The sequence below is a fragment of the Reyranella humidisoli genome (assembly GCF_019039055.1).
Lineage (GTDB): Bacteria > Pseudomonadota > Alphaproteobacteria > Reyranellales > Reyranellaceae > Reyranella > Reyranella humidisoli.
On sequence record NZ_JAHOPB010000001.1, the window covers coordinates 3,467,216 to 3,493,577 of the forward strand.

The 26,362-nt window shown below is 65.3% G+C and carries 15 protein-coding genes; 10 read left to right on the plus strand and 5 right to left on the minus strand.

All coding sequences use genetic code 11. The features are described 5' to 3' along the window. Positions 1-114 precede the first annotated feature (114 nt). Together KQ910_RS16855 and KQ910_RS16860 are read right to left on the minus strand one after the other, a co-directional pair. Positions 115-1,467 (minus strand): aminotransferase class I/II-fold pyridoxal phosphate-dependent enzyme, encoded by a 1,353-nt coding sequence (locus KQ910_RS16855; protein WP_216962691.1) that lies wholly within the window; start codon positions 1,465-1,467, stop codon positions 115-117. After that, the gene (locus KQ910_RS16860; protein WP_216962694.1) at positions 1,464-8,882 is read right to left on the minus strand and encodes a type I polyketide synthase; all 7,419 of its coding nucleotides are present in this window, start codon (positions 8,880-8,882) and stop codon (positions 1,464-1,466) included. The genes KQ910_RS16855 and KQ910_RS16860 overlap by 4 nt, the downstream gene beginning before the upstream one ends. Positions 8,883-9,266: 384 nt before the next feature. On the opposite strand from KQ910_RS16860, the gene KQ910_RS16865 reads away from it, so the two are divergent. From KQ910_RS16865 to KQ910_RS16890, 6 genes are all read left to right on the plus strand, one after another. Next, entirely contained in the window at positions 9,267-11,171 is a 1,905-nt protein-coding gene (locus KQ910_RS16865; RefSeq protein WP_216962697.1) for a glycosyltransferase family 2 protein, read from the plus strand. A gap of 88 nt (positions 11,172-11,259) precedes the next feature. Then, entirely contained in the window at positions 11,260-12,708 is a 1,449-nt protein-coding gene (locus KQ910_RS16870; RefSeq protein WP_216962700.1) for a glycosyltransferase family protein, read from the plus strand. A 23-nt stretch (positions 12,709-12,731) separates the two neighbouring features. Continuing rightward, positions 12,732-14,267, plus strand: a complete 1,536-nt coding sequence (locus KQ910_RS16875) for a glycosyltransferase family 2 protein (RefSeq protein ID WP_216962702.1) — start codon at positions 12,732-12,734, stop codon at positions 14,265-14,267. A gap of 136 nt (positions 14,268-14,403) precedes the next feature. After that, positions 14,404-15,354 carry an OmpA family protein gene (locus KQ910_RS16880; RefSeq protein WP_216962705.1) on the plus strand — a complete coding sequence of 317 codons (951 nt, stop codon included), beginning with the start codon at positions 14,404-14,406 and terminating at the stop codon, positions 15,352-15,354. Positions 15,355-15,419: 65 nt separating this feature from the next. Further along, a complete protein-coding gene (gene rfbC, locus KQ910_RS16885; RefSeq protein WP_216962707.1) occupies positions 15,420-16,061 on the plus strand; it encodes a dTDP-4-dehydrorhamnose 3,5-epimerase in 642 nt (213 codons plus the stop codon). A 92-nt stretch (positions 16,062-16,153) separates the two neighbouring features. Then, positions 16,154-17,368, plus strand: coding sequence for a polysaccharide biosynthesis/export family protein (locus KQ910_RS16890; protein ID WP_216962710.1), 1,215 nt, complete (start codon positions 16,154-16,156; stop codon positions 17,366-17,368). Here KQ910_RS16890 and rfbD read toward each other — a convergent pair. Beyond that, positions 17,347-18,222, minus strand: coding sequence for a dTDP-4-dehydrorhamnose reductase (gene rfbD, locus KQ910_RS16895; RefSeq protein WP_216962713.1), 876 nt, complete (start codon positions 18,220-18,222; stop codon positions 17,347-17,349). The genes KQ910_RS16890 and rfbD overlap by 22 nt on opposite strands. A 52-nt stretch (positions 18,223-18,274) precedes the next feature. Further along, positions 18,275-19,312 (minus strand): N-acetylneuraminate synthase family protein, encoded by a 1,038-nt coding sequence (locus KQ910_RS16900; protein WP_216962716.1) that lies wholly within the window; start codon positions 19,310-19,312, stop codon positions 18,275-18,277. Between the two features lie 156 nt (positions 19,313-19,468). Between KQ910_RS16900 and KQ910_RS16905 the strand changes: the two genes are divergently transcribed. Next, entirely contained in the window at positions 19,469-20,947 is a 1,479-nt protein-coding gene (locus KQ910_RS16905) for a sialidase family protein (protein WP_216962719.1), read from the plus strand. A 6-nt stretch (positions 20,948-20,953) separates the two neighbouring features. Here KQ910_RS16905 and KQ910_RS16910 read toward each other — a convergent pair whose 3' ends face one another. Continuing rightward, positions 20,954-22,693 carry a class I SAM-dependent methyltransferase gene (locus KQ910_RS16910; protein WP_216962722.1) on the minus strand — a complete coding sequence of 580 codons (1,740 nt, stop codon included), beginning with the start codon at positions 22,691-22,693 and terminating at the stop codon, positions 20,954-20,956. Between the two features lie 125 nt (positions 22,694-22,818). On the opposite strand from KQ910_RS16910, the gene KQ910_RS16915 reads away from it, so the two are divergent. The 3 genes from KQ910_RS16915 to KQ910_RS16925 all read left to right on the plus strand — a co-directional run bounded on the left by KQ910_RS16915 (position 22,819) and on the right by KQ910_RS16925 (position 26,340). After that, positions 22,819-24,750: a glycosyltransferase domain-containing protein gene (locus tag KQ910_RS16915; protein WP_216962727.1), complete on the plus strand. Its 1,932-nt coding sequence runs from the start codon at positions 22,819-22,821 to the stop codon at positions 24,748-24,750. Between the two features lie 98 nt (positions 24,751-24,848). After that, positions 24,849-25,487 carry a class I SAM-dependent methyltransferase gene (locus tag KQ910_RS16920; protein ID WP_216962729.1) on the plus strand — a complete coding sequence of 213 codons (639 nt, stop codon included), beginning with the start codon at positions 24,849-24,851 and terminating at the stop codon, positions 25,485-25,487. Further along, positions 25,450-26,340, plus strand: coding sequence for an NAD-dependent epimerase/dehydratase family protein (locus KQ910_RS16925; protein ID WP_216962732.1), 891 nt, complete (start codon positions 25,450-25,452; stop codon positions 26,338-26,340). The genes KQ910_RS16920 and KQ910_RS16925 overlap by 38 nt, the downstream gene beginning before the upstream one ends. The last annotated feature ends 22 nt before the right edge of the window (positions 26,341-26,362 follow it).

A 26,362-nucleotide genomic window follows, 5' to 3' on the forward strand; every position in this document is an offset into this window, starting at 1 on the left:
TCCGGCCGGCCAATTCGAACGGGACCGGGGGCTTCACCCGGAATGCGACGTTCAGTGCGAGGAACAGGCAGCTGACCTCGGTCAGGCCGAAGCCTTCGGCATCACCGGCGCAGGTCAGCGGCCGACGATGGCGCCTACGATGGAGGCGTTTCTGCGGATATCTGGCAGCTCTTCGGCCACGGTGTCGATCACCTGGTCGATCTGATCCTGGCTGTGTTCCGACGTGATGAAGAAGCGGAGCCGCGCCTGATTCTCCGCCACGCCGGGGAAAACGGCCGGGACGACGTTGAAGCCTCGCTGCATCAGCCGTTCGGACAGCATGACGGTCTGGCCGGAATTGCCGACAATGACCGGCACGACGGATGAGCCGATGCTGAGACCGGTGTCGAGACCGCGCGCCTTGGCCCTTGCCAGCAGCGCCCGTCCGTTACGGCGCAGTGCCGTCGCGCGCTCCGGCTCGCGCTCCATTACCTCGATCGCTGCCGTGGCCGCTGCAGCGACCGGAGGCGCCAGACCGACGCTGAAGACGAAGCCCGGCGACGTGTAGCGGAGCAGGTCGATGAGCGCCCGGCTGCCGGCGATGTATCCGCCGGCCGCGGCCAGCGTCTTGCTGAGCGTGCCCATCCAGATATCGACTTCCGTCGGGTCGATTCCCTGCTCTTCGGCGATGCCGCGGCCCGTCGCACCGAGCGCGCCCGTGGCGTGCGCCTCGTCGACCATCAGCCAGGCATTGTAGCGCCGCTTCAGCTTGATCAGGCCGGCGAGGTCGGGAATGTCGCCATCCATACCGTACAGGCCTTCCACCACGATCAGCGCGCGCCGATATCGCGCGCGATTGAGGCGCAGCGCCCGCTCGAATGCATCGAGGTCGCCGTGCGGGCAAAGGATGCGCTTCGCGCCGGAAAGCTTGGCGCCCTCGGCGATGCTGTTGTGGATGACCGCGTCGGCGACGATGAGGTCTTCGGGGCCCAGCAGCCCGCCGATTACCGACACGTTCGTGGCATGTCCGCTCACGAAGGCGATTGCATCGTCGGTGCCGCTTAGGCGTGCCAGCGCGGCCTCGAGGTCGCGGTGCACCTGCCGTTCGCCCGACGACAGGCGGCTGGCGGATACGGACGTCCCGTAACGGTCGATCGCGGCTTTTGCCGCGGCCGCGACGGCAGGATGGCCGTTCAGCCCGAGGTAATCGTATGACGAGAAGTTGACGATCGTGCGCCCTCCGATCGACGTCGTGCTCGACGCGCGGCCATCGTGCAGGCGGTAGAACGGGTTGCCGATGTTGGTGAGGTCGCCGACCGCCCTCCAGATCTTCAGAATCTCGTATTCGGGCAGGCTCGAGAAATCGAACTCCTTCCGGTCGCCATCGGCCTTGGCGTGAGGGCGAGCGGGGGTGGCTGCGGACTGGCCCAATGCATGCCGTACGCGATCGACGGTTTCCTGTGCGGCGTTCGATCGCGGCAGGTTCATGAGGAGGCGTCTATCTGCTTGACCCTCTGCAGAACGGCGCTGACGGCCGCCTGCTGCTCGGAGGGGGACGCGGCCTCGGCTTCCTCGGCAAGATGGCTGGCGGACAACGCCGCAATCGTACCGGGCACGGCATCGCGCACTGTTTCGCCCGTCACCAGCGGTGTGACGCGGCGCGCGACGTCGGCCGGCGTGATACCGCTCGCGAGCGACATCATCGGCAACTCGATCTGCAGCGACGCTTCGACGGTCGTGCGCAGTTCCAGCATCATCAGCGAGTCCATGCCGATATCGGCAAGTGGCCGGTGACGATCGATCTCCTTGGGCGGGAGGCGAAGCACGCGGGCGATCTCGTCGACGACGATGTCGAGCAGTGCGGCGGTCGCCTCCTCCGCCGGCATTGCGCGCAGGCGTTCGAGGGTTACGGCGGCCTGGCCGGACTGCCGGGAGGCGCTTCCGGTGTCGATTGCGTTGAATGTGGGGGCACGGACGGCCGCCAGTTCACGCTTGGCCATGGCCCAGTCGACGCGAGCGATCGCGCAAGCATCGGCGATCTGTCGTCCCTGCGCGTCAAACGCCCAATCCAGCCCGTTGAGCGCCATGCGGGCTGGCATGAGGGTGGAGGCGAAGCGCCGCTTCAGGCTTGCGTTGGCTTCGATATGCCGGGCGAGATAGCCGGCATCCTCGATCGCGCCCCAGGCAACGGCGAGCGCGGGCAGCCCGCGGACGCGAAGGCGGCGCGCAACGCCCTCCACATAGGCATTGCCGGCGACGTAGTTGAACTGTCCCGGGTTGCCGAACAGCGTGGTGGCGGAGGAAAAAAGCAGCATGTAGTCGAGCTTGAGACCACCGGCCAAACGCTCCAGGTTCAGCGCGCCGCTCGCCTTCGGGCGCAGCACGGTTTCGATCGACTCCCGGTCGGTACCCTGGATCAGGCGGTCGTCGAGCACCATGGCGGCATGGACGATACCCTTGATGGGGCGCCCGCGACCGAGTTGATCGATGAAGCGCTTCAGGGCTACGGCGTCGGTGACGTCGACCGCCGCGACCTCAACCGTCACGCCCTTGCCGCGCAGCGCCTTGACCTGTTCGGCAACGGCCTCGGAGAGATGTCCGGAGCGGCTGATCAGTGCGAGGTGACGGGCATTGCGATCAGCCAGCCATTCCGCGGTCGCCAGACCGAAGCCGCTGGTGCCGCCGACGACGACATGCCAGCCCTCCGCATCCACCGGGAAGGTATTGACTGGCACGTCGGCGCTACTGGCCTGGCGTGAAGGCGACACGATGATCTTCCCGATATGGCCGGCACGCTGCATCAACCGGAACGCGTCGGCGATATGCGCTCCGTCGAAGATGCGATGCGGTAGCGGAGAGAAGTCGCCCTGCTCGAACAGCGCGACGACGTCCGCGAACAGCTGCTGCGAGAGGTCTTTGTGAGTGCCGATGAGCTGGTCGACGTCGACACCGAAGTAGCTCAGGTTGCGGCGGAGTGGCCGCAGGCCGAGATGGGTATTGGCGTAGAAGTCGCGCTTGCCCAGCTCGATGAAGCGGCCGAACGGCTTCAGGCAGTCCATCGAACGGATCATCGCCTCGCCTGCCAGCGAGTTCAGCACGACATCGACACCCTTTCCGCCGGTGAAGCTCATCACTTCTTCAGCGAAGGCCAGGGTTCGCGAGTTGCAGACGAAGTCCGCGCCGAGATTGCGGAGAAGCGCGCGCTTCTCGCCGCTGCCGGCCGTCGCAATGATGATCGCGCCACGACGCTTGGCGACCTGCAGGGCGGCCAAGCCGACCGCACCGGCGCCGCCATGGATCAGCACGGTCTCGCCGGCTTCCAGCCGGGCGAGATGCACGAGCGAATAGTAGGCCGTCAGGAACGCGACGGGCAGGGTCGTGGCGTCCTCGAGGGAGAGCTGGCCCGGCAGCTTGCTCACCGCGAAGGTGCGCGCGATGACGTGGCTGGCAAAGGCGCCCGGCACGAAAGCCAGCACCCGGTCGCCCACCGCGAGGTCCTTCACGTCGGGTCCGACGGTCACCACCGTGCCGGCACACTCCATGCCGAGGCCGGGACCGGCGTAGCCGTCTTCCAGCGCTTCTTCCGGAAGCAGACGCAGATTCCACATCACGTCGCGGAAGTTGAGGCCCGTCGTCGCGACCTCGATTTCGACCTCGCCGGCCCCGGGCGCCTTGCGCGGCTCGGGCACCCAGCCCAGCACGCCACGGCCTGCGCCCTGGCGGGTCGCGAGGCGCAGGGCGACATTGTCGGGAAGCGGCTCGGGCGGGCGGGAAGGCGTGGCGCCGCGCTCGACCCGGAAGACGATCCTGCGCTCGCCGGCAAAGAACACCTCACGTTCTTCGCCGGGGGCGAGCATTTCGTCCGCTGCCTGTTCGACGACGCGCCGCCGCGGCTGGCCCGAGAGTCCGAGGCAACGGATATGCAGACCCGGATACTCGTTGCGGGCGACGCGGGTCGCGGCAATGAGGGCGCACCAGAGCGGCTGTTCGAGGGGGACGGACTCTTCCGTGCCGAAATCGACGACGATCCAGAGCCGGGCAGGGGCATCCGCCAGGCGCCGGCACAGTTCTGCGATATCGTCGAGATGACCGCCAAGGGCCGCGACCGGATCATCGCTGCCGTCGGAAGCCGGGATCGCCAGGACGAAGTCGGTGGGAGCCGGCTGATCCGGCCTCGGGGTATTGCCCGGGCCGGTCGCAACACGGAGGTCGTCTGCGGCCTCGCCCTGCCAGCCGAATACGACCGGTTCGGAGGATGATGTGGGATTGCGGCCCGCGCTGCCACCCGAGCGGCCGCGAACGATCACGCCGATGCTTGCCTCGCCCTGAACGGGTGACACCGAGACTCCGTTGAATCCGGCGGTCTCGAGTTCGTCGATCCATTCCTGGTCGGTCAAAAGGGCACCGACCGGAAACTCGGTGTTGGCCGAGCGGGTCCACCAGCGGCGGCGGCTTCCGCGAACGATGTCCCAGAAGATGCCGGGCGCGAGTTCGCCGGCGATGAGCGGCGCCTGCGGTCGCAACAGCCGCGTGACGACCGTCAGGCCGTCGTCGCGCGTGGCGGCGATCTCGCTCAGTACGTCGATCGCGAAGGCGAGATCCAGTGAGGCCGGCGCGAGTGTCTCGAGCTGCGACCACGTCATGCAGCGCACGAGCGGTGCTTCGTCGCCGATGCTGGCCTTTGCCTGCTCGAGGCGATCGTCGTCGAGGTCGGTGAGGATGATCTCGACGTTCGGAAGTCTTGCGCTGAGATCGACCGCTGTGGAGGAATGGTCGGCACCCACCATCAACATCCGCAGCAGCCGGCTGCCGTCATGGCCCGACACGGCAGCGAACACGTTCGCCGTCACGGCATCGCGGAGCCAGCCAATCTGGTTCGACGCGACACCCAGATTGCGCCAATGGGGCGAGGCGAGTTCGCTGACCGCGCTCGGATCGCCCTTGCTGAGGCGACCGATGATGCTCTCGAGCCGCGAGACACTGGCGGCTTCGGCCGCCATGGTCGGATGACGCAACAGGAGCGTGCTCGCAATGGAGGCGATCTCGGGAAGGTCGCAGATAGGCGAGAGCGTGCGTACGCCGTCGCGTTCGACAGCGAGGTTCTTGGCTTCGAGATGCCAGAGCAGGGCCGACCGCAGGTAGCTCGACCAGGGAGAGCCATCGTCGGAAGCCGGCTCATTCCCGTGGTCGGACGGATTGTCGCCCACGAGAGCGGACCAGCTTGCCCGCAAGGTTCCGGCTTCCAGCAGAAGAAGGGCTTCCGAGAGGGCGGCGGCCGTGCCGGCGGGGCGCTCGAGATCCACGTTGCCGGGGGAAAGTGTCGACGGCAGACCCGGACGGTCGAGTTTCCAGGCCGCGGTGCGGTAGCTGAGAGACTTCGGGTCGACGGCCAGTTCCGCCGGCGCTTCGACCAGCCGGACGTTCTGCGCCGACACGACGATCTTGCCGTGCTCGTCCCAGAGATCGATGTCGACCACCATGGAGCTGAGGGACTGCCGCAGCGTCCGGGCGGTCACGCGCGTGGCGATGATGCCGGTCTCGAACACGCGGACGCTGCCGAAGCGGACGGGCAGCATGCGCTTCATCGGCATGTCCGCAACGCCGGCCTCCTCGGAGGCGAACAGCGCGTGGAACGCGGCATCGAGGGCCGTTATGTCGATGATCTTCGTGCCGCTCACCAGTTCTTCGGGGCGGTCGAGCGTGGCAATTGCCAATTTCGGTTCCGGAAAGACCACCTGACGGGTCCGCTGGAACGTGGGGCCGTAGTCGAAGCCGAGATCGTGCGCCCAGGCATAGACGCTGTTCCTGGGGACGACGATCGCGTGATCCGGCGCTTCCGGAACGACCGTTGCCTTGCCGGCGATCGGGGATCGCCCGACGATGCCACGTGCGTTGAGCGTCCAGCCTGCGCCGCCACCGCGTTGCCGCGAGAGCAACTCGACGATCCCCGTCTCATGCGCGAAGCGCAAAGACGTCTCGAAGGAGGTCTTGCCGTCGAAAACGAGCGGGCGGAGAATGTCGAGATCGCGGAGTTCGAGGGCTCCCTCAGGATGGATCTGCCGCGCCGCGGCCAGCATCGTCTCGACGTAGGCCGTCGCAGGAAGCACGGGAACATTCCCGACCTTGTGATCGGATATCCAGGGGAAGAGGTCAGGATCGACCGTCGAGAACCACTCCGAGCTGTCCAGTCGCGGACGCGCTCCCAGGAGGCGATGGGTATGCGCCTCCGCAAGCAGCGGGGTGGCGGATTCTTCGGTCGGATGAAGCTTGAAGTGCGTGTGTTGCCAGGGATAGAGCGGCAGGGCCACGGCCGTGGCGGGCGCAGGACCGAAGAAGCGCTGCATTTCGACCTTGCCGCCGGCCAGCGCAATCCTGGACGCCGCGCGCTCGATCGGATCGGAGGCCTTCTGACCGTCGACCTCGCTCATCGTCTCGACGACGACCCCGCGTGTGCCGGACTCGCGCAGCACATCGCGCACGAAGCTGGTCAGGATGGGACGCGGTCCAACCTCCACGAATACGCGCATTCCGTCGTTGAGGAGGACGTTCAGGGCGGGCTCGAACTGCACCGGCTCTCGGACGTTGCGCCACCAGTGCTCGGCACCGAGCATCTCGGGGGTCGCGACGGCGCCGGTCACCGAAGAAATGAAGCGCTTGTGAACCGGCAGCGGCCGCAGCCCCTGCAGCTCGCGCAGCAGCGGCGCTCGCACGGGATCGATCAAGGCGCTGTGGAATGGATAGTCGAGATCGAGGCGCCGGGCGCTGATCCGCATGTCGGCCGCCGCCTGCAGCACGCGATCGATGTCGGCGATGCTTCCCGACACGGTGACGCTTCGCCAGCTGTTGACCGCAGCGATCTCGACGCCGGGCGCGCCCGCGGTCTTGAGGAAGCGGCGGGCCTCGCGGTCGCTCAACATCAGTGCCGCCATGCCGCCGCTGCCGCGCACGACTTCCTGATGACGGCTGCGGGCGATGACGACATCGATGGCCTGGTCGAGGCTCAGGGCACCGGCGCACCAGGCCGCGGCGATCTCGCCGACGCTGTGCCCAAGAGTGGCTGCGGCGACGACGCCGCGCTCTTCGAGGGCGCGAACGGTGGCGACCTGCAGGGCGAGCAGCAGGGGCTGCGAATAGGTTGCCCGGCGCAACCGGGGAGCCAGGTCGTCGGCGAACAGGACATCGACGATCGACCAGTCCTGAACCTTGGAGAAGCGCCCGTCGATATCCCGGAGAGCGTTCTGGAAAACCGGATTCGTTTCCCAGGCGTCCCGTCCCATGCCGGCCCACTGCGAGCCGTTTCCGGAGAACAGGAAGGTGAGAGGCTGGTCGCTGGCCAGGGCCTGGCCGGTCAGCACCGAGTCCGTGGTCTCGCCCTTGGCGAAAGAGGCGAGGTGGTGACGGATTTCGTCGGTCGTCCTGCCGCGAGCGACGAGACGGTGCGGGAGCGCATCGCGAAGGTAGGCGCTGGCCGAGATGAAGGAGGTGGCGTCGCGCGCGGCAGTGGGCCACTTCTCGACATAGTCGGCGGCGAGGGCCGTCAGGGCCTCGCCGCTGTGGGCCGTCAGCAGCAGGGGCGGCGGCGTGGCGGTGTTGTTGACCTGTACGAGATGGGCGATCGTCCGGTCGCTGCGCAGGATGACGTGCGAGTTTGTGCCGCCGAATCCGAAGGAATTGACGCCGACCAGTTCGGGCCCGCGCTGATCGGGCAGGCGACGGTTCTGGCCGATGACCTCCAGGTTGAGCTCGTCGAACGGGATATCGGGATTCGGTGCTCGCTGGTGCAGCGTTGCCGGAACCATGCCGCGGTCGAGCGCGATGACGGACTTCAGCAGGCCGGCCAGACCCGAAACCGGTTCGAGATGTCCGACATTGGATTTGACCGAACCGATGGGGAGAGGTTGCGTCCGCTTCTGGCCAAGGCCCTTGCCCAGGGCATCGGCCTCGATCGGATCGCCGACCCGTGTGCCGGTGCCGTGTGCCTCGACGAAGCTGAGATCGGCGGGATCGACGCCGAAGTCGCCGTAGACCTGGTCGAGCAGCCGTCGCTGCGAGTCGGCGGACGGCAGGGACATGCCGGTGGTGCGGCCATCCTGGTTCACGCCTGAACCCACGATCACGGCATGGACCCGGCTACGGGCCTTCAGTGCCGAGGACATCGAGCGGAGCACGACGACGATAGCGCCCTCGGCGCGAACGTACCCATCGGCCGAGGCGTCGAACGGACGGCAAAGCCCGGTCGGCGACAGCATCGAGGCCCGCGAGAAGCCGACATAGGAAAACGGAGAGAGCAGCAGATTGACGCCGCCCACGATGGCGGTGTCGATCGATCCGTTGCGGATCGCCTCTGCGGCCATGTCGAGAGCGACCATCGACGAGGAGCAGGCCGTATCGATTGCCAGGCTCGGTCCGCGCAGATCGAAAGTATAGGAGATGCGGTTGGCCATGATGCTAAGCGAGTTGCCCGTCATCATGTGCATGCCGGCGGCCGACGGATCGGCGAAGAAGTGCGCGGCGTGATCGACCGAAGAGGCGCCGACATAGACGCCGATGGGACGGCCGGCCAGCGTCGAGTGGCGAATGCCGGCATGGGCGATGGCGTCGTGCGCGACTTCGAGCAGGTGACGATGCTGCGGATCGACCTGCTCCGCTTCGCGCGGACTCATGCCAAAGGCTGTTGCGTCGAAACCCCAGACATCGTCAATGACGCCAGCGGCAAAAGAGTAGCTGCGGCCTATCTGGTCGGGGGAGGGATGATAGTAGGCCTGCGCGGGAAAGCGATCGGGCGTGATTTGGCTGACGCTGCAGCGGTTAGTGCGCAGCAGTTTCCAGAACTCGTCGCTGTTGCGCGCGCCGGGCAAACGGCAGGCATAGCCGACGATGGCAACTTCATCCCGGCGTGTCATTTTGCGGCCTGCTTGCCGGCGTATCCCGCCGTTGTCTTCGACCGTCCGCAAATCATTCCAAAATCCCCAGTCCCCACGGTGATGCCTTAGCCATTTTCATGTGCAACATCAAACCACCAAGCCGCGATTAAGCAGTGATTGTGTTGTTCTTGCGTCGACCGTGCCGTTCAGGATCGGCATCCATTCGGACGTTCGTTAAGCTTGGTATAATGAATACGAAGGGCGTTACTGAATGGCCGCATTTGGGGGGCGACACAAAGGTGAGAAACGCGTCAGCTTCGAAAGCGGTTCCGGCAGGCAATGGTGATTGAGCGGCGAGCCACTCTCAGAGCAGACGATGCTCTCATAGATAAAATTGCAGATAAAGTGCAATTAATGGTGCAAATGCCGGATGATATGCCGGCAGGTTGCTGGCTGCGTCTTCGTTATCGAATGGCGCTGTGCCGGTCGGCCGCGCGGCCGGTCATTCACTTCGACATCGGCAGCGAGGAAATGCAAACAGCCATGGGGGCTGCGCTGTTCGGAACCGGTGAATGGGTGGGACCGGTCCCTGGTCAGCCCCGTCATGTCCGGATCGTGTTGCCGCCCGGATTGCCGATCACCGGATTCTCGCTGACCTCCTGTGAAGCCTTGTCGTTTCGCGAAGTTCTTACCCTCGCCGGCAGGCGGAGCTTCTGGAGGGCCGTTGCTGCGGGGGGATTGAAGCTGCTGGGCCGGACGTCGGATGCGATCGGCCTGGTGGAGGAAGTTCTGAATGCAACGCCACTGTCGCGGTACCACGAGTGGCGCACCGGCAGCGAGCGAGAGCTCGACCCCGGCGGAGTGGATGCCGGTGATGCGAACGAGGAGGAGGCCCCGCATATCCGCGCCGTCGTCCATGTGCCCGGTGGAGACAGTCGAAATCTGCTGTCGGCGACGCTGGCGTCACTCCGGCGCCAATCGTACCGAAACTGGTCGCTCGTCCTCGTCGGCGAGGCGATGGCGCCGGCCGGCGAGCGTCCATGGGTGTGCATCGGGGCAGCCGAGGATGCTGAACGACTCTGGGATGGTCTCGAAGCGACTGACATCGTCTTGCCGATCCTTGCCGGCGACATCGTTCCCGAGCACGCGATGGCCGCCCTTGCCAGTTTCGCCGTGTCGTGCCCCGACGCGTCCCTTTTCTATGCGGACGAGGATTCGATCGGCGCCGGAGAGCGGTACTTCGCTCCGGAACTGAAGCCGGACTGGAGCCCGATCCTCCACAGCGCCCGGGCCTATGTCGGGCGGGCCGTCTACTTCCGGCGCCGCATCCTCGACGGGCAGGGCGTCATCTCGTCGGCGGATTTCATGCGACCCTCGACATGGGATGGGCTTTTCTTGCGGGCACGAGGCCCCGTAGGCCACCTCCGGCGGGTCTTGCTGACGAAGGCCGGTGAGGCACAAGGGGGCACGAACAGAGTTGCGGTCTCGTCCCGGGTCCCGGAGGAAGGTCTGCACGCGACCGCCACGCTGATCGTCCCGACGCGCGATCGTGCCGACCTTCTGGCGGTATGTCTTGCCAGTCTGGAGAAAACCTCGCCCCGCGACTTCGAGCTGGTGATCGTCGACAATGGCAGCGAGCAGCCTGCCGCGCTCGAGTTGCTCGACCGAGCCCGGGAAAGACCCGGTGTCCGCGTCCTTGGTGCGCCGGGGCCCTTCAACTTCGCGTCTCTGTGCAATCAGGGAGCCGCGCTTGCGCAAGGGCGCGTCCTCGTCTTTCTCAACAACGATACCGAAACGATCCGGTCGGACTGGCTCTCCCGCCTCGTCGGATGGGCGGTTCAGCCTGACGTCGGCGCGGTGGGACCGAAACTGACGTACGGCTCCGGGCGCGTTCAACATGCCGGGCTCGTCCTCGGTTTGGGCGGATATGCGGCGCATATCGACGTCGGTGCTGGCGCCACCGACGAAGGCTATCTCGGACGCCTCTCGGTTCCCCACGAAGTCTCCGCGGTCACCGGTGCATGCCTCGTTGTCGAGAAATGCAAATTCGATGCAGTGGGCGGCTTCGATGAAAGCAAGTATCCGATCGAGCTGGGAGACGTGGACCTCTGCCTTCGTCTGGCACAGCGCGGATGGAAGAGCGTGTTCACTCCCGATTCCGTGCTGATACATCGCGAATCCGCAACGCGCGGCAAGGCGGGAAATGCGAGACGCTACGCGTGGGAGAGGCAGAATTTCATGTCCGACTGGAAGGATCTCGTGGCCGACGATCCCTATTTCCATCCGGCGCTGTCGCTCGCGGCGCCGCGGACCAGTCTCGATCGCTAGAACGGTGCGCATCCGCTCACCCTCGCGATATGCACCTCGGGCCGGGCAACCCCACCGGCTACGACGCCAGCTGAGAGAATTTCTTGCAGTGGCCGTCGCGCGGGTTGGCGCGGTGCTCATCGAAGGGATGGTGCTCGGGAAGATGCTCGGCGGGGTGCTGTGGCCCGCAATGGTGCATGTTCTTGCGCCTCGTCTTGCGGTTCTGGAACGCGGCTTCGACCGCGAGTTCTACCTTCGCCAGTTCAGCGACCCCCGCCAACGCCAGCGCGTCGCCCGGGCGCCCCTGCTGCACTACGCTTTGCTTGGCTGGCGGACGCAGCGTGCCCCGGCGCCTGCCTTCGACCCGGCCTTCTACCAGCGGCGGAACCTCGATCGACCGTCCGGCATGGACCCGCTTTTCCATCATCTCGGGAATATAGATCCGGGGAAATCGCCGAGGAACGAAGTCGAGGCGCGGGCCGATCGCGTGCCGTGGCGCGAAGGCGCTGGGGCGGTCCTTGTGTTTCATCACGGGCGCGGCGGCGGCAGCAGCCATTTCCTCGATCTTTACGAGCGGACTCTCGAGGCGGATGGATACAATGTCCTGCGCGCGAGAACGGTACTGCGCGCGCCGACCCTGACCGTGGTGAACGACAGGACATTCGATCTGGCGACCGGTCTTGCCCAACTGGTCCAGTTTGGCCGACGGGAGAAGGTCGCGAAGCTCGTGGTGAATCACATCATCGATCGACCGGCGGACATGATGGGATGGGTGCTTGATCTCGCGAAGGGCCTCGGCGTTCCCTATGAGGTCATCCTCCACGATTACTTCATGGTGTGTCCGCGGGTCGATCTCATCACCGGACACGGCGCGTTCTGCGACGTCGCGCCTCCCGAAACCTGTCTTTCGTGCGTGACCGGGTACGGGGCGGAGGCGCAGGAGTTCGATCCGCTGTCATGGCGCAACGAGCATCTGGCCTTTCTGGCGGGAGCAAGCCGCGTCATCGCACCGAGCGACGACCTCGCGTCGCGGATGCAGCGCTTTCTGGCAAAGCCGATCACCGTGTGGGCGCCCGGAAGCGATGCGGAATTCCCGCCGGAACGGATACCCCGCCTCGCGCCGGAAGAGCGTCTTCGTATCGTGACCCTGGGGGCGTTGAACGTCGCGAAGGGCGTCCGCGTCGTCGCCGGGCTGGCGGAGACAGCGAACAAGGCGGCCGCACCGTTGGACATATCGGTCCTGGGCCCCGTCTCGGAGGCCCTTCCGGGAAGTGTTGCGGTGAGCGGTCCCTACCGCTCGGAAGACCTGGAGAGACTCCTCTTCCAGGCATCACCTCATGTCGTTCTGCTGCCGGCGATCTGGCCGGAAACCTGGTCGTTCGTTCTGACATCCGCTTTGGAGCTGGGGTTGCCGGTCGTCGTGTTCGACATCGGCGCCCCCGCGGCGCGGCTGCGCCGGCTTGGCCGCGGCCATATCCTGCCGACCGAACTGTCGACGCAACCGGAGCAGCTGCTGGCCGCGCTGCTACAACTGCGCGAGGCGTGGATCGTCCGATGAGAGACAGGCGCTCGCCCGGGAGAATGAGCGAAATCCTGCTGGAGGCGCTGGCGCATGCCGGTCTCGCATCCGCCACGGCGGCGATTCTGCCGGGATGGACCGAACGCTTCTGCGAACGGCATGGTCTTCCCCGCGGGGCGGTCGATCCCGATCATTATCGGCGCGCCTCGGCAAAGACATTCTCATCGCCGCTGGCCGCGACGATACATTACCTGACGATCGGCTCTTCGCAGGACTTTTCACCCCGAGATGGCTTCTCGCCCGCTCGGTATCGACGCCTCAATCCGGATGTCGAACTCGCTGGTTACGAGCCTTTCGCTCACTGGCTAAGGTTCGGCCTGGCAGAAGGGCGGGAGGCCGAGGTCCCTCGGGATCCCGCGCCCGTGGAGCTCGCGCGTCTCCTGTCGCACCGTCCGCCGGACGGCAGGCGGGCAAAGGTCGATGTTGTCATGCCGGTCTATGGCAGCCGCGCGCTCGCCTTGCAGGCGATCGACAGCGTGCTCGCGGCCGAGACGAGGGAGGCCTACGAACTGGTGATCGTGGACGATGCATCGCCCGATCCGGTTCTGCGCCGCGAACTGGAGGCGCTGGCCCGAGCGGGCCTGATCACCCTGCTCGTGAACGGGCGGAATGTCGGGTTCGTGGAATCCGTCAATCGCGGCTTTGCCGCCCATGCCGACCGCGATGTCGTCCTGCTCAATTCCGATACGAAGGTCTTTTCTGGCTGGCTCGACAGGTTGATGGCGGCACTGCGGACGGAGAGGACCGCGACGGCGACACCGCTCTCCAATGCCGCCACCATTCTCAGCTACCCGGCCACGCTGTGCGACAACCGCCTCTTGCCGGATGCGCAGGTGGAGCAATGGGATGAACTCTGCGCGGGGTTCCACGAGCCGCCCGTCGAGATTCCCACGGGCGTCGGCTTCTGCATGGCGGTCAGGAGGGCGTGCCTCGATCAGATCGGTGCTTTCGACGGCGAGCGCTTCGGCCGTGGGTATGGCGAGGAGAACGATTTCTGCCTGCGGGCGACGGCCGCGGGGTGGCGCCATGTTGCGGCGACTGGCCTTTTCGTCTGGCACCGCGGCGGGGCGTCATTCGGGAGCGAGCGCGAGGCGCTCCTCGCCACGGCCCAGGCCACCATCGAGAGGCTTCACCCGGGCTACGCCGAAACCGTGGGACAGTTCATCCGGCGGGATCCTCTTGCCGGCGCCAGGAGGGCGCTCGACGTGGCAAGGATAGGCCGCGATCCGCGCCCGAAGCGCCTCCGTCTGGGGATAAGAGCATTTCCGGTCCCGACGGACATCCTGGAAATCGTCCTGACGCCGGATCTTCCCCCCCATGGGGGCCAGTATCGCCTCGTCCCGGTCGGCGCTGGCGGTTATCCCAACCTGCCACGCCTCCGTCCAGCGTCCTCTACGTCGGAAATGTCCATCATTTTGCAGGATCTGGGTGTCCGGGAGTGTTACGTCGGGGAGGGCGCGCAGGGTAATCTCGAATGGTTGGCGCACCTCGAACAGGCCTGCCGGAGCAGTGGCGTCGAATGGATATCACGGCCATGAGTGCAAAGTGTTGCCTCGGGGCAACAGTCCCGGACTTTGCGGTTGCCCGGGGCCAACTGCCTCCGGGCACGGCGCCCGGCTTGTGGTAAGGTTATTGTAATACCCTCTCGTTTTACCATTAGTTCTGGGGAGAAATATGAAGAAAGCTGGTTTGGCTCTGCTCGGTCTGGGCATGCTGCTGCCGAATGTTGCCGGTGCGCAGGCGATCAACGCTCAGGAAGGCTTCTATATCGGTGCTGGCGGTGGTGCCGCCTGGTTCATCGGTTCGAATCCGAACACGACGACCTCGACCGGTTGGTCGGCCGGCGGCAAGGTCGGTTACGACTTTGTCGGCCCGCGCCTCGAGCTGGAAGCCGGCTACGGTGAGATCCCGACCTCGGCGAACATTCCGGGCACGGCCATCAATGGCAAGGTGGGCCAGCTCACCGTGATGGCAAACCTGCTGTATGACTTCATGCCGACGTCGATCATCACGCCGTATATCGGCGCCGGTGCCGGTATCGCGTTCGTCGACAGCAACTCGTCGCTGGGCAGCACGCAGTTCGCCTACCAGGCGATGCTGGGCGTCGCCTACAACGTGAGCGAACAGCTCCGCTTCATGATCGAAGGCCGTTACGTCGGCACGACGAACCCCAGCGTCAACACGCCGATCGGCAATGTGACGTTCCAGAACCAGAACATCCTGGCGCTGGCGGGCGTGACCTACAAGTTCAACGCGCCGCCGCCGCCGCCGCCGCCGCAGGCTGCTCCGGTCGCGCCGCCGTCGTTCATGGTGTTCTTCGACTGGGATCGCTCGAACCTGTCGGCCCAGGCCCTGACCACGATCAAGCAGGCTGCCGGCGCGTACAAGACCAAGGGTAACGCCCGCATCACGGCGACCGGTCACACCGACACGTCGGGTGCGCCGGCCTACAACATGGCGCTGTCGCTGCGTCGTGCGAACGCCGTCAAGGACGCCCTGGTTCGCGAAGGCGTGCCGGCGACCGCGATCGCGGTGGTTGGCCGTGGCGAGCAGGGTCTGCTGGTTCAGACCGGCCCGAACGTCCGCGAGCCGCAGAACCGTCGCGTCGAGATCGTCATCCAGTAAGCTGGATAATCCGAGACAAGGAAGAGGCGGCCCTCACGGGCCGCCTTTTTTTGTGGAAGACAAGGATGGCGGTCTCATTGCTGCCCTCCCGCGTCTCTATAGTTCCGCTGAAAAAGGGGGAGGTCGGACGCATCGTGGACGTTGTCAGATTCGATATCGACGGGCCGATACTCTTCACGCCGACGCGGCACGGGGACGACAGGGGATTCGTCTCGGAGACGTTCAGCGCCCGCCGCCTCGAAGAGCATACCGGCCCACTTCGCGTCGTTCAGGACAATCACACCCTGTCGCGTTCGGCGGGCACGTTGCGTGGACTTCATTTTCAGGTACCGCCGATGGCGCAGGCCAAGCTCGTGCGCGTGGTACGGGGCGCGGCCTATGACGTGGCTGTGGATATCAGGGTCGGTTCCCCGACCTACGGCCGTCACATCGGTGTCGAACTGAGCGCTTCGAACTGGCGGCAGTTCTGGATACCCGAGGGCTTCGCCCATGGTTTCTGTACCTTGGAACCTGACACGGAACTCGAATACAAGCTCACAAGCTATTATAGCCCCGAGCATGATCGCGGGATTGCCTGGAACGATCCCCATCTCGCAATCGCATGGCCGCTACTCGCGGGCGGGCCCCTGCTGTCGCCGAAGGACAGCGCCCAGCCGGCGTTATCCACACTGCCGGCCTATTTTCAGTGGTCCCCAAGCCAGAAGTGATATGCTCGACGACAGGGGGCGTCTCCGGTTCTTCGGAACACGGGGCGGAGACGTCGGCCCAATCGCTTCATCTGTCGTGAGTGCGTGACCGCATGTCGTTGTCAAAGCTCGTCGTCCTGATCCTTGGCGCTTTCGCCTTGGCCGGATGTGCTCTTCCTTCAGCCGGTCCGACGAAGAGCCAGGTCGAGCGATCGAGCGATCCGACCCTCGATATGTACCTCGTCAAAGTCACGCCGACGGTCGTGCGATCGCTTTCGCAATTCAAGACAGACGGCTTCCCGGGCTCCTTCCGCCTCCAGAACCATCGTCCGACCGTGGCGCTCCAACCGGGCGACGTTGTCGGCGTCAGCATCTACGAAGCCGGCGGCTCGCCGTTGTTCGGAAATTCGACGGGCGGCGCGACGACGCAGCTTCCCTCGACGGCGGCCCAGGGCACCAGTCTGCCCGGACAGTTGATCGAGCCCGATGGCCAGATCCTGATTCCCTTCGTCGGCCGTGTCCGGGTCGCCGGCCGCACGCCGACGCAGGCCGCCGACGAGATCGCCCGACTGCTGGCGCCCGAGACCGTCAAGCCGCAGGTCCTCGTCTCGGTCCTCAACAACAATTCCAACACCGTCTCGGTGGGGGGCGAGGTCAACAAGGCTGGTCTGGTTCCGCTGACCCTGCGCGGCGAGAGGCTGCTCGACGTCATCGCTCAGGCCGGTGGGCCGCGCTATCCGGCTTTCGAGATGGATGTGCGCGTCATGCGGGGCAACACGGTGGCATCGATCCCCCTGCAGCAGGTCCTGACCAGCCCGCCCGACAACATCGTCGCGAGGCCCAACGACACGGTCGTGCTCACCCGCAATCCCAAGACCTTCGTCGTTCTGGGAGCCGTTACCAAGGTGGCACAGTACGGCATGGAGTCCGAACGGGTGACCCTGGCGGAAGGCATCGCCCGCGCCGGCGGCACCATGGACGCCTACGGCGATCTCTCGGGCATCTACCTCCTGCGCAACGAACCGTCGGCGCTGGCCCGCTCGATCATCGCCTCGGACACGGCGGCGGTCGATACCGCCTATGTGCAGACGGACGAGACCCGCAATCTGTCGGGGCCGCAGACCCGCGTGATCTATCGCGTCGATCTCACACAGACCAACGGTTACTTCTTCGCGCAGAACATCGTGCTGCGCGACAAGGACATCGTGCTGGTGGCCAATGCCGAGACCGCCCAGATCCAGAAGGCCCTGACGCTGCTGCGCGGCTTCACCGGCGCCTACTTCGACATCAGCCGCGGGGCGACCTATTACCTGCCGACGTCGCCGTAACGGGTCCAAACTTCGGACAGGGCGTCCTGCCAGCGCGCCAGTGCGACCCCATGCACATCAGACAGGCGGTCGTTGCAGAGGCGTGAATTCATCGGGCGGCGGGCGAGTTCGACGAAGCTGTCGGAGGTGACGGGCCGCACCGTGCAGCCCTTGTTCCGCAGAATCTCCGACGCGAAGCCTGCCCAACTCGTCTCGCCGGCGCAGGTCATGTGGAACATGCCCCGGCCGCGGCGGCTGTGCCGCCATGCCAGGAGATTGCGGGCGACCTGCTCGATGCCGCGCGCAAGTTCAAAGACGGTAGTGGGCGATCCGAGACGGTCGGCGACCACCGGTATTTCCGCGCTGCCGCGACTTTTCTCCAGCACCTTGGTGAAGAAGTTGCGGCTGTAGGGTGAGTAGAGCCAGCTCGTTCGCAGGATCGCATGGTCGGCCGTGATTTCGGCGACAGCGGCCTCGCCCGACAGCTTCGAGCGGCCATACACGTTGAGCGGAGCGGTCGGGTCGGTTTCCCGATAGGGGCGATCACTTCCGCCGTCGAAGACATACTCGGTGGACAGGTGGACCAGTGGCACGCCCAGCGTCGCCGCGGCCTCGGCGACCCGGCGGGCGCCGTCGCAATTCACCCGAAAGGCCGCCTCGGGTGTCCGCTCGGCGCCGTCCACATCGGTGAAGGCCGCGGTGTTCACGATGATGTCGGGGTGGAGCGAGGAGAGGCGATCGGAGATATCGCGAACCGTCTCGAGATCGAGATCGAGGTCGGGACGTCCCAGCCGGACGACGTCAAGGTCGCCACTCGCCCGTTCCGCGAGGGCACGCGCAAGCTGACCGCTTCGGCCGATCACGATCACGCGCACGGGTCGGGTCCCGTCGCGAGGATCGGCGCGGCTGGAGCGGGGACGACGTTGCTCAGATCACGTCCCAGGTCAGCCACGCATCGGCCTTGATGTCCTGGCGTGCCGTGCGGCCCACGATGTGCTCGCGAAGATGCGGCGGAATGCCGTGACCCGGGCGCTTGTTGACCAGCATCTCGCGGCGGATCACCTCGCCGGCCTTGATGTCGGTGGCGGCGTGGATGCTGCGACGGGCCTTGTCGGCCATTTCCTGTTCTTCCGGGCGCGGGCCGTTCTTCACGCCGTCGCCAAGTCCCGCCTCGATCTCGCGGATCTTGCGCACCATCTCGCGAAGCTCTTCCGGCTGGCAGGCGAAGGAGTGGTCCGGCCCCGGCAGATTGCGATCCAGCGTGAAGTGCTTCTCGATCATGCAGGCGCCCATTGCGACCGCGGCACATGCCATGTTGTCGCCGAGCGTATGATCGGAATAGCCCGTGATGACGTTGAACGCGTCGCGCATTGTCGCCATCGCGCGCAGGTTCGAAAGGTGCGGCGGCGCCGGATAGATCGACGTGCATTGCAGCAGGACGATATCCTCGTTCCCGGCGGCCCTGCAGGTGTCGACGGCACGCTGGATCTCCATCCAGTCGGCGAGACCGGTCGACAGGATCGTCGGCTTGCCCGTTTCCGCGACGACGCGGACAAGGTCCAGGTCGGGCATGTCGAAAGAGGCGACCTTGTTGGCCGCCATGCCCAGCGCCGCCAGTTCGGCGACCGCCTCATGGTCGCAGGGTGAACTCAGGAAGGTGACCCCGCGCTCCTCGCTGTGCTTCTTCAGGGCGCCGTGCCAGGAGCGGTCCAGTTCGAGCGAATGGATCAGCTCGTGGAGGTCCTTCTTGTCGAGATAGGCGGGCGATTCGGCGTAGCGGGAAATATGCGTCGAGGCCTTGAAGGTCTGGAACTTGACCGCATCGACCCCCGCAGCCGCGGCGGCGTCGATGTGCTTCAGGGCGAGGGCGAAATCCTGATTATGGTTCGAACCGATCTCGGCGATCACGTAACACGGAGCGCCGTCGCCCACGGGCGTATTGTCGATCTTGAAGGTGCTTTTCATGTCTCGCTCCACGCGACCGGCGGCCTGTCGGGCCGGTGGCGCCATCGATTGGTGGGCAGGAAATGTAGCGGCGAGATTAGTGGATCGGCTGACGTTGAACAATTGTCGGCTAGCGCCGATAGTCTCGCCGCTGGGCCAATTCCGGAGCGATGCCTCATGTTGTTCCTCAGGAAAATCCTGCTCGCCCTGTGCATCTCGTGGGCCGTTCCGTTCCTCGCCGCAGGAAAAGGCTGGGCCCAGAAGCAGGACTATGGCCACGCCGTCCAGGCGGGCGAGATCAAGGTCGCGGAAGGCGATTACTCCCATTTCCCGCGCCTTGCCCGCGGGCAGGGCGGCCGGCTCGGCGTGCTCTACTATCGCGGCTACAATCACGGGTCCGGCGACAATCAGGGAATAGCGAAGTCACAGAAGCCTCACGGTGCAGGGCCGGCTCAGCTCAGCATCAACGGGACTTACGCCAGGGGCGGATCGGCGGAACTGCCCGTGGCGGGCCAGCTCACGATCAGCGTCGAGAAAGATGAGACGGCCCGCAGGTTCACGATCGTCGGCGAGGATCGGGACGGCCGGCGCATCGAGGAGACCGTCGCCGGCGCTGGCGCCAAGCGTGCCTACACGCGGCAGCGTTACAAGCGCGTCAGCAGTATCGCCGTCGACGGCGCGACGGCGGGCCGTATCAGCGTCGGTCCACGCGTCGTGCCGTCGAACATGGAGTTTCGCTACTCCGACGATGGCGGCGGAAACTGGTCGGGCGCGATCGTCCTCGCCGACGGCATCGGAAGCGACGACACGTTCTACTATGTCGGGGCTTTGGCCGGCCTGCCCAATGGCACGTTCATGGCCGTCTATGTCCGGGTCAATCCGGACAATGGCCGGACGGACTCGCTGCGGCGGATCTCGACCGACAACGGCGTCACATGGAGCAAGGCCGAGCCGATCCAGTTCACCGGCGCCAATCCCCGGACCACGTTTCGCCTGTGGGGCCAGATCCAGGCGACGCCGTCCGGAAAGCTGGTCGCGATGGCCTATGCCGGCGAGGACAACTGGGCGCTGGTCTCTTCGGATCTCGGCAGGACCTGGATGGCCAATCTCATCGTCCGGACGCCGCCCGAGACCGACTACAACGAGATGGCGGTCGCGATCGTGTCGGACATGGACTGGATCGCCATCGCGCGCGGGGCCACGCGCGGGCAGGGCGGGTCCTCGATGCGCCAGTTCGTGACGCGCGATGGCGGAAAGACCTGGGCCGATCTGGGCGGCACGAACGCCGACTGGAGCGGTGGCTATGTCAGTCCGGCGATGCAGACGATGCGCTGCGGCTCGCAGGCGACGGTGGTGTGGGTCTACATGGCACGCGCGTCACGATCCTCGCCGCCGCCGACGCCGAACAGCCTTATCGTGCGGTATGCTCCGGCGGCGGCCGCGCTGGAAAGCGCGAAGGCGTGGAGCGGCCAGAACATCATCGGAAATGTCGGCAGCTTCACCCATCGCTCCGGCTATCCCAGCATCGCGATGAACGAGGCCTGCAGCAGTGGCGTGATCGTGGCGGGGCGCGAGACGAGCGAAACGACGGCCGGCATCGTGGCCATGAAGTGGAGTATCCCGGCGGACCTCCTCTCGAAGATGAAGGGGCCGTAGGACGCGCTAGGGGATCTCGAGAAAGTCGAGGTTTGTCAGACCCCAGCGGATCGCGTGTTCCACCATGTTGCCTTCGTTGGGATCGCGCCGGCATCCCCAGTCCAGCGAGTAGTAGACCTGAACCGCCCGCATCGCGAAGAGCGCGTCGGCGACATTGGCCTGGCCGCCGAGGGATTGAACGGTCTTCGCGTACAGCGCGGCCAGTTCGGGGTGGATTTCCGCATGGACCATGGCGAGCTTGCGCAAAGTGCTCGCCGGCGGGCCGAGGCAGGCCGATTCCCAGTCGATGACGATCGGCGGTCCCGTTTCGGGGAACACGACGTTGCCGTTGCCGAAATCCATGTGACAGAGGGTGGTGTTGCCGATGTCGCGCAGCCGCGCCAGTACGCTTTCTTCGTGCGCGGCAAAGCGGTCCGCCTGTGGTCTCAAGGACGAGGTGTCCACGCCGCGCGTTTCGAGGATGCCCAGGGTCGTCTCGACCGCGGCCGCCAGGGGCTTTGCAAAGCGCACGCGATCGCGAAGCCTCGGAACGCGCACCTTGGCGTTCTCGGTGGCCGTGCCGATCCCGGCCGCCGCCTTGACCAGCCTGTGGAGTATCTCGCGGCTCGCCTGCTGGACGGCATAGGTTTCGCCGGCGATGAACTCCCAGACTCCGACGCGTCCTTCTCGCTGGCCATCGGCGAGATCGGCGATGCCGTAGAAATGCGGTGCGCGAAACTCCTCGATCCTGACGTCGTTGAAGATGGATTCGATCTGAAGGAGATAGTTGGGAGCACCGACGCCGCTCTTGGAGAAGACGGTCAATTGCCTCGGCTTCGCCTCGACCGTTTCGAGCCTGTGCCGAAAGTACCGCCTCTTGCCCTGCGAGACCTTGGGCCGGATGTGTTCCTTCTTGTCGAGCTGGCGGACTGCACAGCCGATGTGATCGCCGACGAGCTTCTCCACGCCCGCGTCCAGGATCAGTGCGAGACCAGCCACGGTGATCGGTGGCTTGGCTTCCTTGGCGGGTTTTGCTTCCTTGGCCGGCCTCGGTTTGGCGGCAGGCGCGGCTTTCTTGACTGGCGCGGCCGGCTTGATCTCGATGGTTGCGTCCTTCGCCCGGCCGTCGGCAGAACGCTTCAGCTTGTAGAGCGTCCTCGGGCCGTCCTTGCCGATTTCCTGGACGTCCGACAAGCCTGCCCTGTCGGCGATGAATCGCACGAACTCTTCGGGCGACATGTCCGGCCGGCCCTCGACAGGAGGAAGCGCCGATGGATCGTGCGACTCGAAAATCATCATGTGGCAGTCGAGCCGCGGCAGGAACTCCTCGAGCTGTGCGAAGGAATTCGGCCGCCTCAGTGACTGGTAGAACACGTTGAGGGCGAGCACGACGTCGAATTTGGTCTGGACGAGATCGTGGAAGGAGCCTTCCTGGATCTCGAATGTCTTGCCCGAGAGATCGCGCAGCTGACGCGCGACGGCGACGCACTGGCGATTGCGTTCGACGGCCGTGACGCGATAGCCGAGGTCTTCGAGCCAGTGCGAGAACGCTCCGAGATAGGTGCCGATATCCAGCGCCGTACCCCCGCGGTACTCTAGATGCGGCTCGATGAGCTTCTGACGCTTGGCGGCCTTACGCTTGGAGGGCCAGGCAGCAAAATCCGGATGCGGGATTTCCGCATAAGCCTTTCCGTCGCCGCCGATGATCTCGCGAACGGCCTGCTTCAGGCTTTCCGAGGCCGGCTTCGGATAAGTCATTGAATTCATTGGGAACTGCGAGGGTGACCAGGCGCGTGTGTAGGACTATATCCCCGGCATATCAAGTGATATTGCCGTAGCATGCGCCCGGAGCAGAAGAGAAACGTCGCCGACTGCGTCCCGGCGGTGTCGCCATGAAAACGGCAAGAGGGGCGTTGCAGTTCTCCTTGATCCGGTTGAAGAGCCGCGTGCGCGTGGCGACAGAGCGCTTTGCGCCCAGGGTCGCGCGCTTTCTGATCGACAGTCTGGGGATCATGGCGCTACCCGGCTATCGGGCACTTGCGAGACTAGTGCTGCATCGCTGGGTGTGCGCGATCGACGCGGCGATCGAGAGGGACTTCTATCTCGAGCAGGTCGAGCCCGGGGCGCGCCGCGGCGCCGCGCGGGATCCGGCGCTGCATTATTGCCTGACGGGATGGATGCAGGGGTTCAGTCCGGCCTTGCGCTTCGACCCCGCCGCCTACCGGCACGCTGCGACCGGACTCCATTGGGCCGCCGATCCTTTCCTTCACCATGTCGAGCATCAGGCATGGCGCGACAGGCTTGGGCAGTCGGTTTCGGCGGTGGTGCCGCCGCCGCTTGCCGTCGTTCCGGTGCCATCGGGACGGGAGCGGGCGACAGGACGATGCGTCATCTATACGGCGGTCGCCGGTGGTTACGACGTTGTGCGTGCCCCGGAGTTCGTACCCGACAATTGTGATTTCGTGCTTCTCAGCGATCAGCCTCTCGACGCGAAAGGCTGGAAGGTGCGGCCGCTGATCTACGATCATCCGGATCCCCGGCGAGCCGCGCGACACGCGAAGCTGCATCCCCATCTCTACTTTCCCGAGTACCGGCACAGCCTCTGGATCGACGCCAATATCGGCGTGCGCGGCGATGCGGGCCGGTTCGTCGACGCCCTCACGGATGACTCCGCGGTAGGGGTCTTCAGTCACCCGACGCGCGACTGCGTGTTCGACGAGGGCGATGAGTGGATCGGGCGCAAGGACCCGGAGGCTGAGGCCATCGCCCGGCAACTGGGGCACTATCGGATGGAGGGACATCCGGCTGGTTCCGGCCTGTGGGAAACGTCGGTCATGGTGCGGCGGCATCACGATCCCTCATGTATCGCCCTCATGACCGATTGGTGGCGCGAGATCGAGCGGGGCAGCGCACGCGATCAGGTGAGTTTTCCGATCGCCGCCCGCCGCCAGTCCCGAATCGTCGCCACCCTCGCACCGCCGGGTGTGCACGCGCGTAATCATCCGCACCTTACTTCGGCGCCGCACCTGCAGTTCAGGCTCCAACCCGATCCCACGTTGCCACCCTTGTCCGCCGAGAGGCGTGAGGTCCGCTTGGGGGCCCTTTCGTTGACACTCGTGATTCTCGGCGAAGATGAAACTTCGGATGCGTCCCGCCTGCTGGCGGGGTTCGATCGGCGTGGCAGCCGGGTCGTGTTTGCCGGGCGAGAGGCCGATGTGGTTTCGGTGAATGCGATCCTCGAGGCAGCAGACGGCGATTGGATCGTCCTTCTGAAAGGCGGCACGACGCTCGCGACCGATGCGCTGTGCAAGCTTGTGGCGACCGGCGAGCAGGCGCCGCGGCTGGGGGTAATCGGTCCTCTTTCGACCGCCCTGCTTGCGGAGGGGGGAGAAGTCGCTGCCGTCGAGACTCTGGAGAGGTTGCCGGTCGACGAAGTATCAGCCCTCTGCGCCGCTGCGTCGGACGGTCGCTACCTCCTGATTCCCTGGGTCGACGGACCGTGCGTCGCGATCAGACGGTCCATGCTGGGAGCGGTCGGTGCTCTGGAAGAAGTCGCCTTCGGCAGTGTGTGGGATGCCGTGCTGGACCTGTGCCTGCGGGCGGAGGATCGGGGCTTTGTAAATTGCATTTCCGGTGAGACGTTTGCTCGCGGGCAAACAATTACGGCGGATTTTTTCCCTCTTCAGAGTGAGGCCCTGCGCACAAGGCATGGGCGGGAGCGCCTGGAGATGGCTACGGATAGAATCCGCATCCATCCCGGCCTCGTTGCGTTGCGTCGACGAATTGTGGAGCTCGCAAGTCGATACGGGAAAGGGGCCGATTGAGACTAAGATGCAACCCGCCCGAATTTCGGCGCATGTCCTTGCTAATCCATCGTTCGCGGTCTAATTCCAGCGCTCATCGCAGAAAAGGCTAGATATCAATGGCGGCACCTCAGTATCCGAAACCGGCATCCGAGAGTCTCAAGCAGGTCGTCCGGGACATCATGAGCACCAAGGGCAGGCTCTATGCCCAGATCCCGCATCCGGATTTCGCAGATTGGCCGTCGAAGCATCTGCCCAAGAAGCGGCAGGCGATCATCGGTCCGCATCTTGAGTACAAGGGCGGCACCGCGCTCGACATCGGCGCTTACTTCGGCGCCTTCTCGCTGTGGCTGGACGATCTCGGCTATACGGTAACCGCCGTTGAGCGCAACAAGCAGTGCGTCCAGGTCATTCGCGAGCTCCGCGAACTCTGGGGCAAGAAGTTCGACCTCTTCGAGGGTTCGTACTACGACACGCCCAATACGAAGCACGACGTCATCTTCGCGCTCAACGTTCTCCATCATTCGCTCAAGCGCAAGGAAACGACCGAGCAACTCGAGGCTTTCCTGCCGAAGCTCGATTGCAAGATGATGATCTTCGAGTCCCACGACGACGGCGAACTTCCGATGAAGTCGGCCTACCGGCCGCTGTCGCCCGACGATTTCGTGAAGCTGATTTCCGAGAAGACCGGGCTGGGCAAGGTCGAGGAAATCGGCATCGATGGAAAGCGAAGGATCTTCAAGCTCAAGCGTGCGTAGCGACGGTATCTCCGGCCCCGTGTTGGTCACGGGAGCTGGAGGCTATCTCGGAGGCCGGGTCATCGGCCAACTGCGGGCGAAGGGCGTCGAGAGCCTTGGCCTGGCACGCGGCGGTGGATCGGATATTGCCTGCGATCTTCTGGATGCGGGCAGTGTGCGCAATGTCGTGGATCGGACAGTTCCCCGCGTCGTCGTCCATTGTGCGGCGGCGGTTCCCAGGAACGCCGGCGGATACGATGATGCGGAGGCGGGTGCTGACAGCGTGAGAATGGTCCGAAATCTGGTCGATGCCGGTGTCGCCAACATCGTCTTCGCATCGTCGATGACGGTCTACGGGCCCGGAGAGATGGAACCGCTGCGCGAGGATCGCGTTGATCCGCGATCGGCCTACGGCCGCGCCAAGCTCGAAGCGGAAGCCCTGTTGGCTTCCGCCGCCGGCTGCAGTGCTGTTGCGTTGCGGCTTCCGGGGCTCTTCGGCCCGCCGCGACGGAACGGCCTCGTCTACGCACTGTGCGAGGCGATCAGGAAGGGGAGGACGCCGACGTTGCCAGCACAGCCGCTGATGTGGTCGGCGATGCATGTCGACGATGCGGCCTCCACGATGGTCCGGGCCGCGTTGCGTCAGCCTGGACCGGGGTTCGTGACAAACGTCGGTTATGCAGGGCCGCTCTCCGTTTCCCTGCTCGTGCAGCGCCTGCGGGAGATTGCCGGCGTACAGATCGAGTACGACGTGCCGCATCCGTCCTTCGAGATGGACCTCGGCACGCTTCAGTCCACGCTGGGTCTGCCGCAGGGCGACCTGGGAAGCCGCCTCAGCGAAATGCTCGAATACGCCGCGGTTGACGTAGTATAATAAAGGCCGGGGGCGCAGAGCC

Bases quoted from the DNA above. Each gene is read 5' to 3' on its own strand.
- KQ910_RS16900 (WP_216962716.1), bottom strand. From the start codon at position 19,312: ATGAAAAGCACCTTCAAGATCGACAATACGCCCGTGGGCGACGGCGCT.
- KQ910_RS16905 (WP_216962719.1), top strand. From the start codon at position 19,469: ATGTTGTTCCTCAGGAAAATCCTGCTCGCCCTGTGCATCTCGTGGGCC.
- KQ910_RS16880 (WP_216962705.1), top strand. From the start codon at position 14,404: ATGAAGAAAGCTGGTTTGGCTCTGCTCGGTCTGGGCATGCTGCTGCCG.
- KQ910_RS16925 (WP_216962732.1), top strand. From the start codon at position 25,450: ATGGAAAGCGAAGGATCTTCAAGCTCAAGCGTGCGTAGCGACGGTATC.
- KQ910_RS16855 (WP_216962691.1), bottom strand. From the start codon at position 1,467: ATGAACCTGCCGCGATCGAACGCCGCACAGGAAACCGTCGATCGCGTA.
- KQ910_RS16915 (WP_216962727.1), top strand. From the start codon at position 22,819: ATGAAAACGGCAAGAGGGGCGTTGCAGTTCTCCTTGATCCGGTTGAAG.
- KQ910_RS16875 (WP_216962702.1), top strand. From the start codon at position 12,732: ATGAGCGAAATCCTGCTGGAGGCGCTGGCGCATGCCGGTCTCGCATCC.
- KQ910_RS16920 (WP_216962729.1), top strand. From the start codon at position 24,849: ATGGCGGCACCTCAGTATCCGAAACCGGCATCCGAGAGTCTCAAGCAG.
- KQ910_RS16890 (WP_216962710.1), top strand. From the start codon at position 16,154: ATGTCGTTGTCAAAGCTCGTCGTCCTGATCCTTGGCGCTTTCGCCTTG.
- KQ910_RS16910 (WP_216962722.1), bottom strand. From the start codon at position 22,693: ATGAATTCAATGACTTATCCGAAGCCGGCCTCGGAAAGCCTGAAGCAG.
- rfbC (WP_216962707.1), top strand. From the start codon at position 15,420: ATGGCGGTCTCATTGCTGCCCTCCCGCGTCTCTATAGTTCCGCTGAAA.
- KQ910_RS16860 (WP_216962694.1), bottom strand. From the start codon at position 8,882: ATGACACGCCGGGATGAAGTTGCCATCGTCGGCTATGCCTGCCGTTTG.
- KQ910_RS16865 (WP_216962697.1), top strand. From the start codon at position 9,267: ATGCCGGATGATATGCCGGCAGGTTGCTGGCTGCGTCTTCGTTATCGA.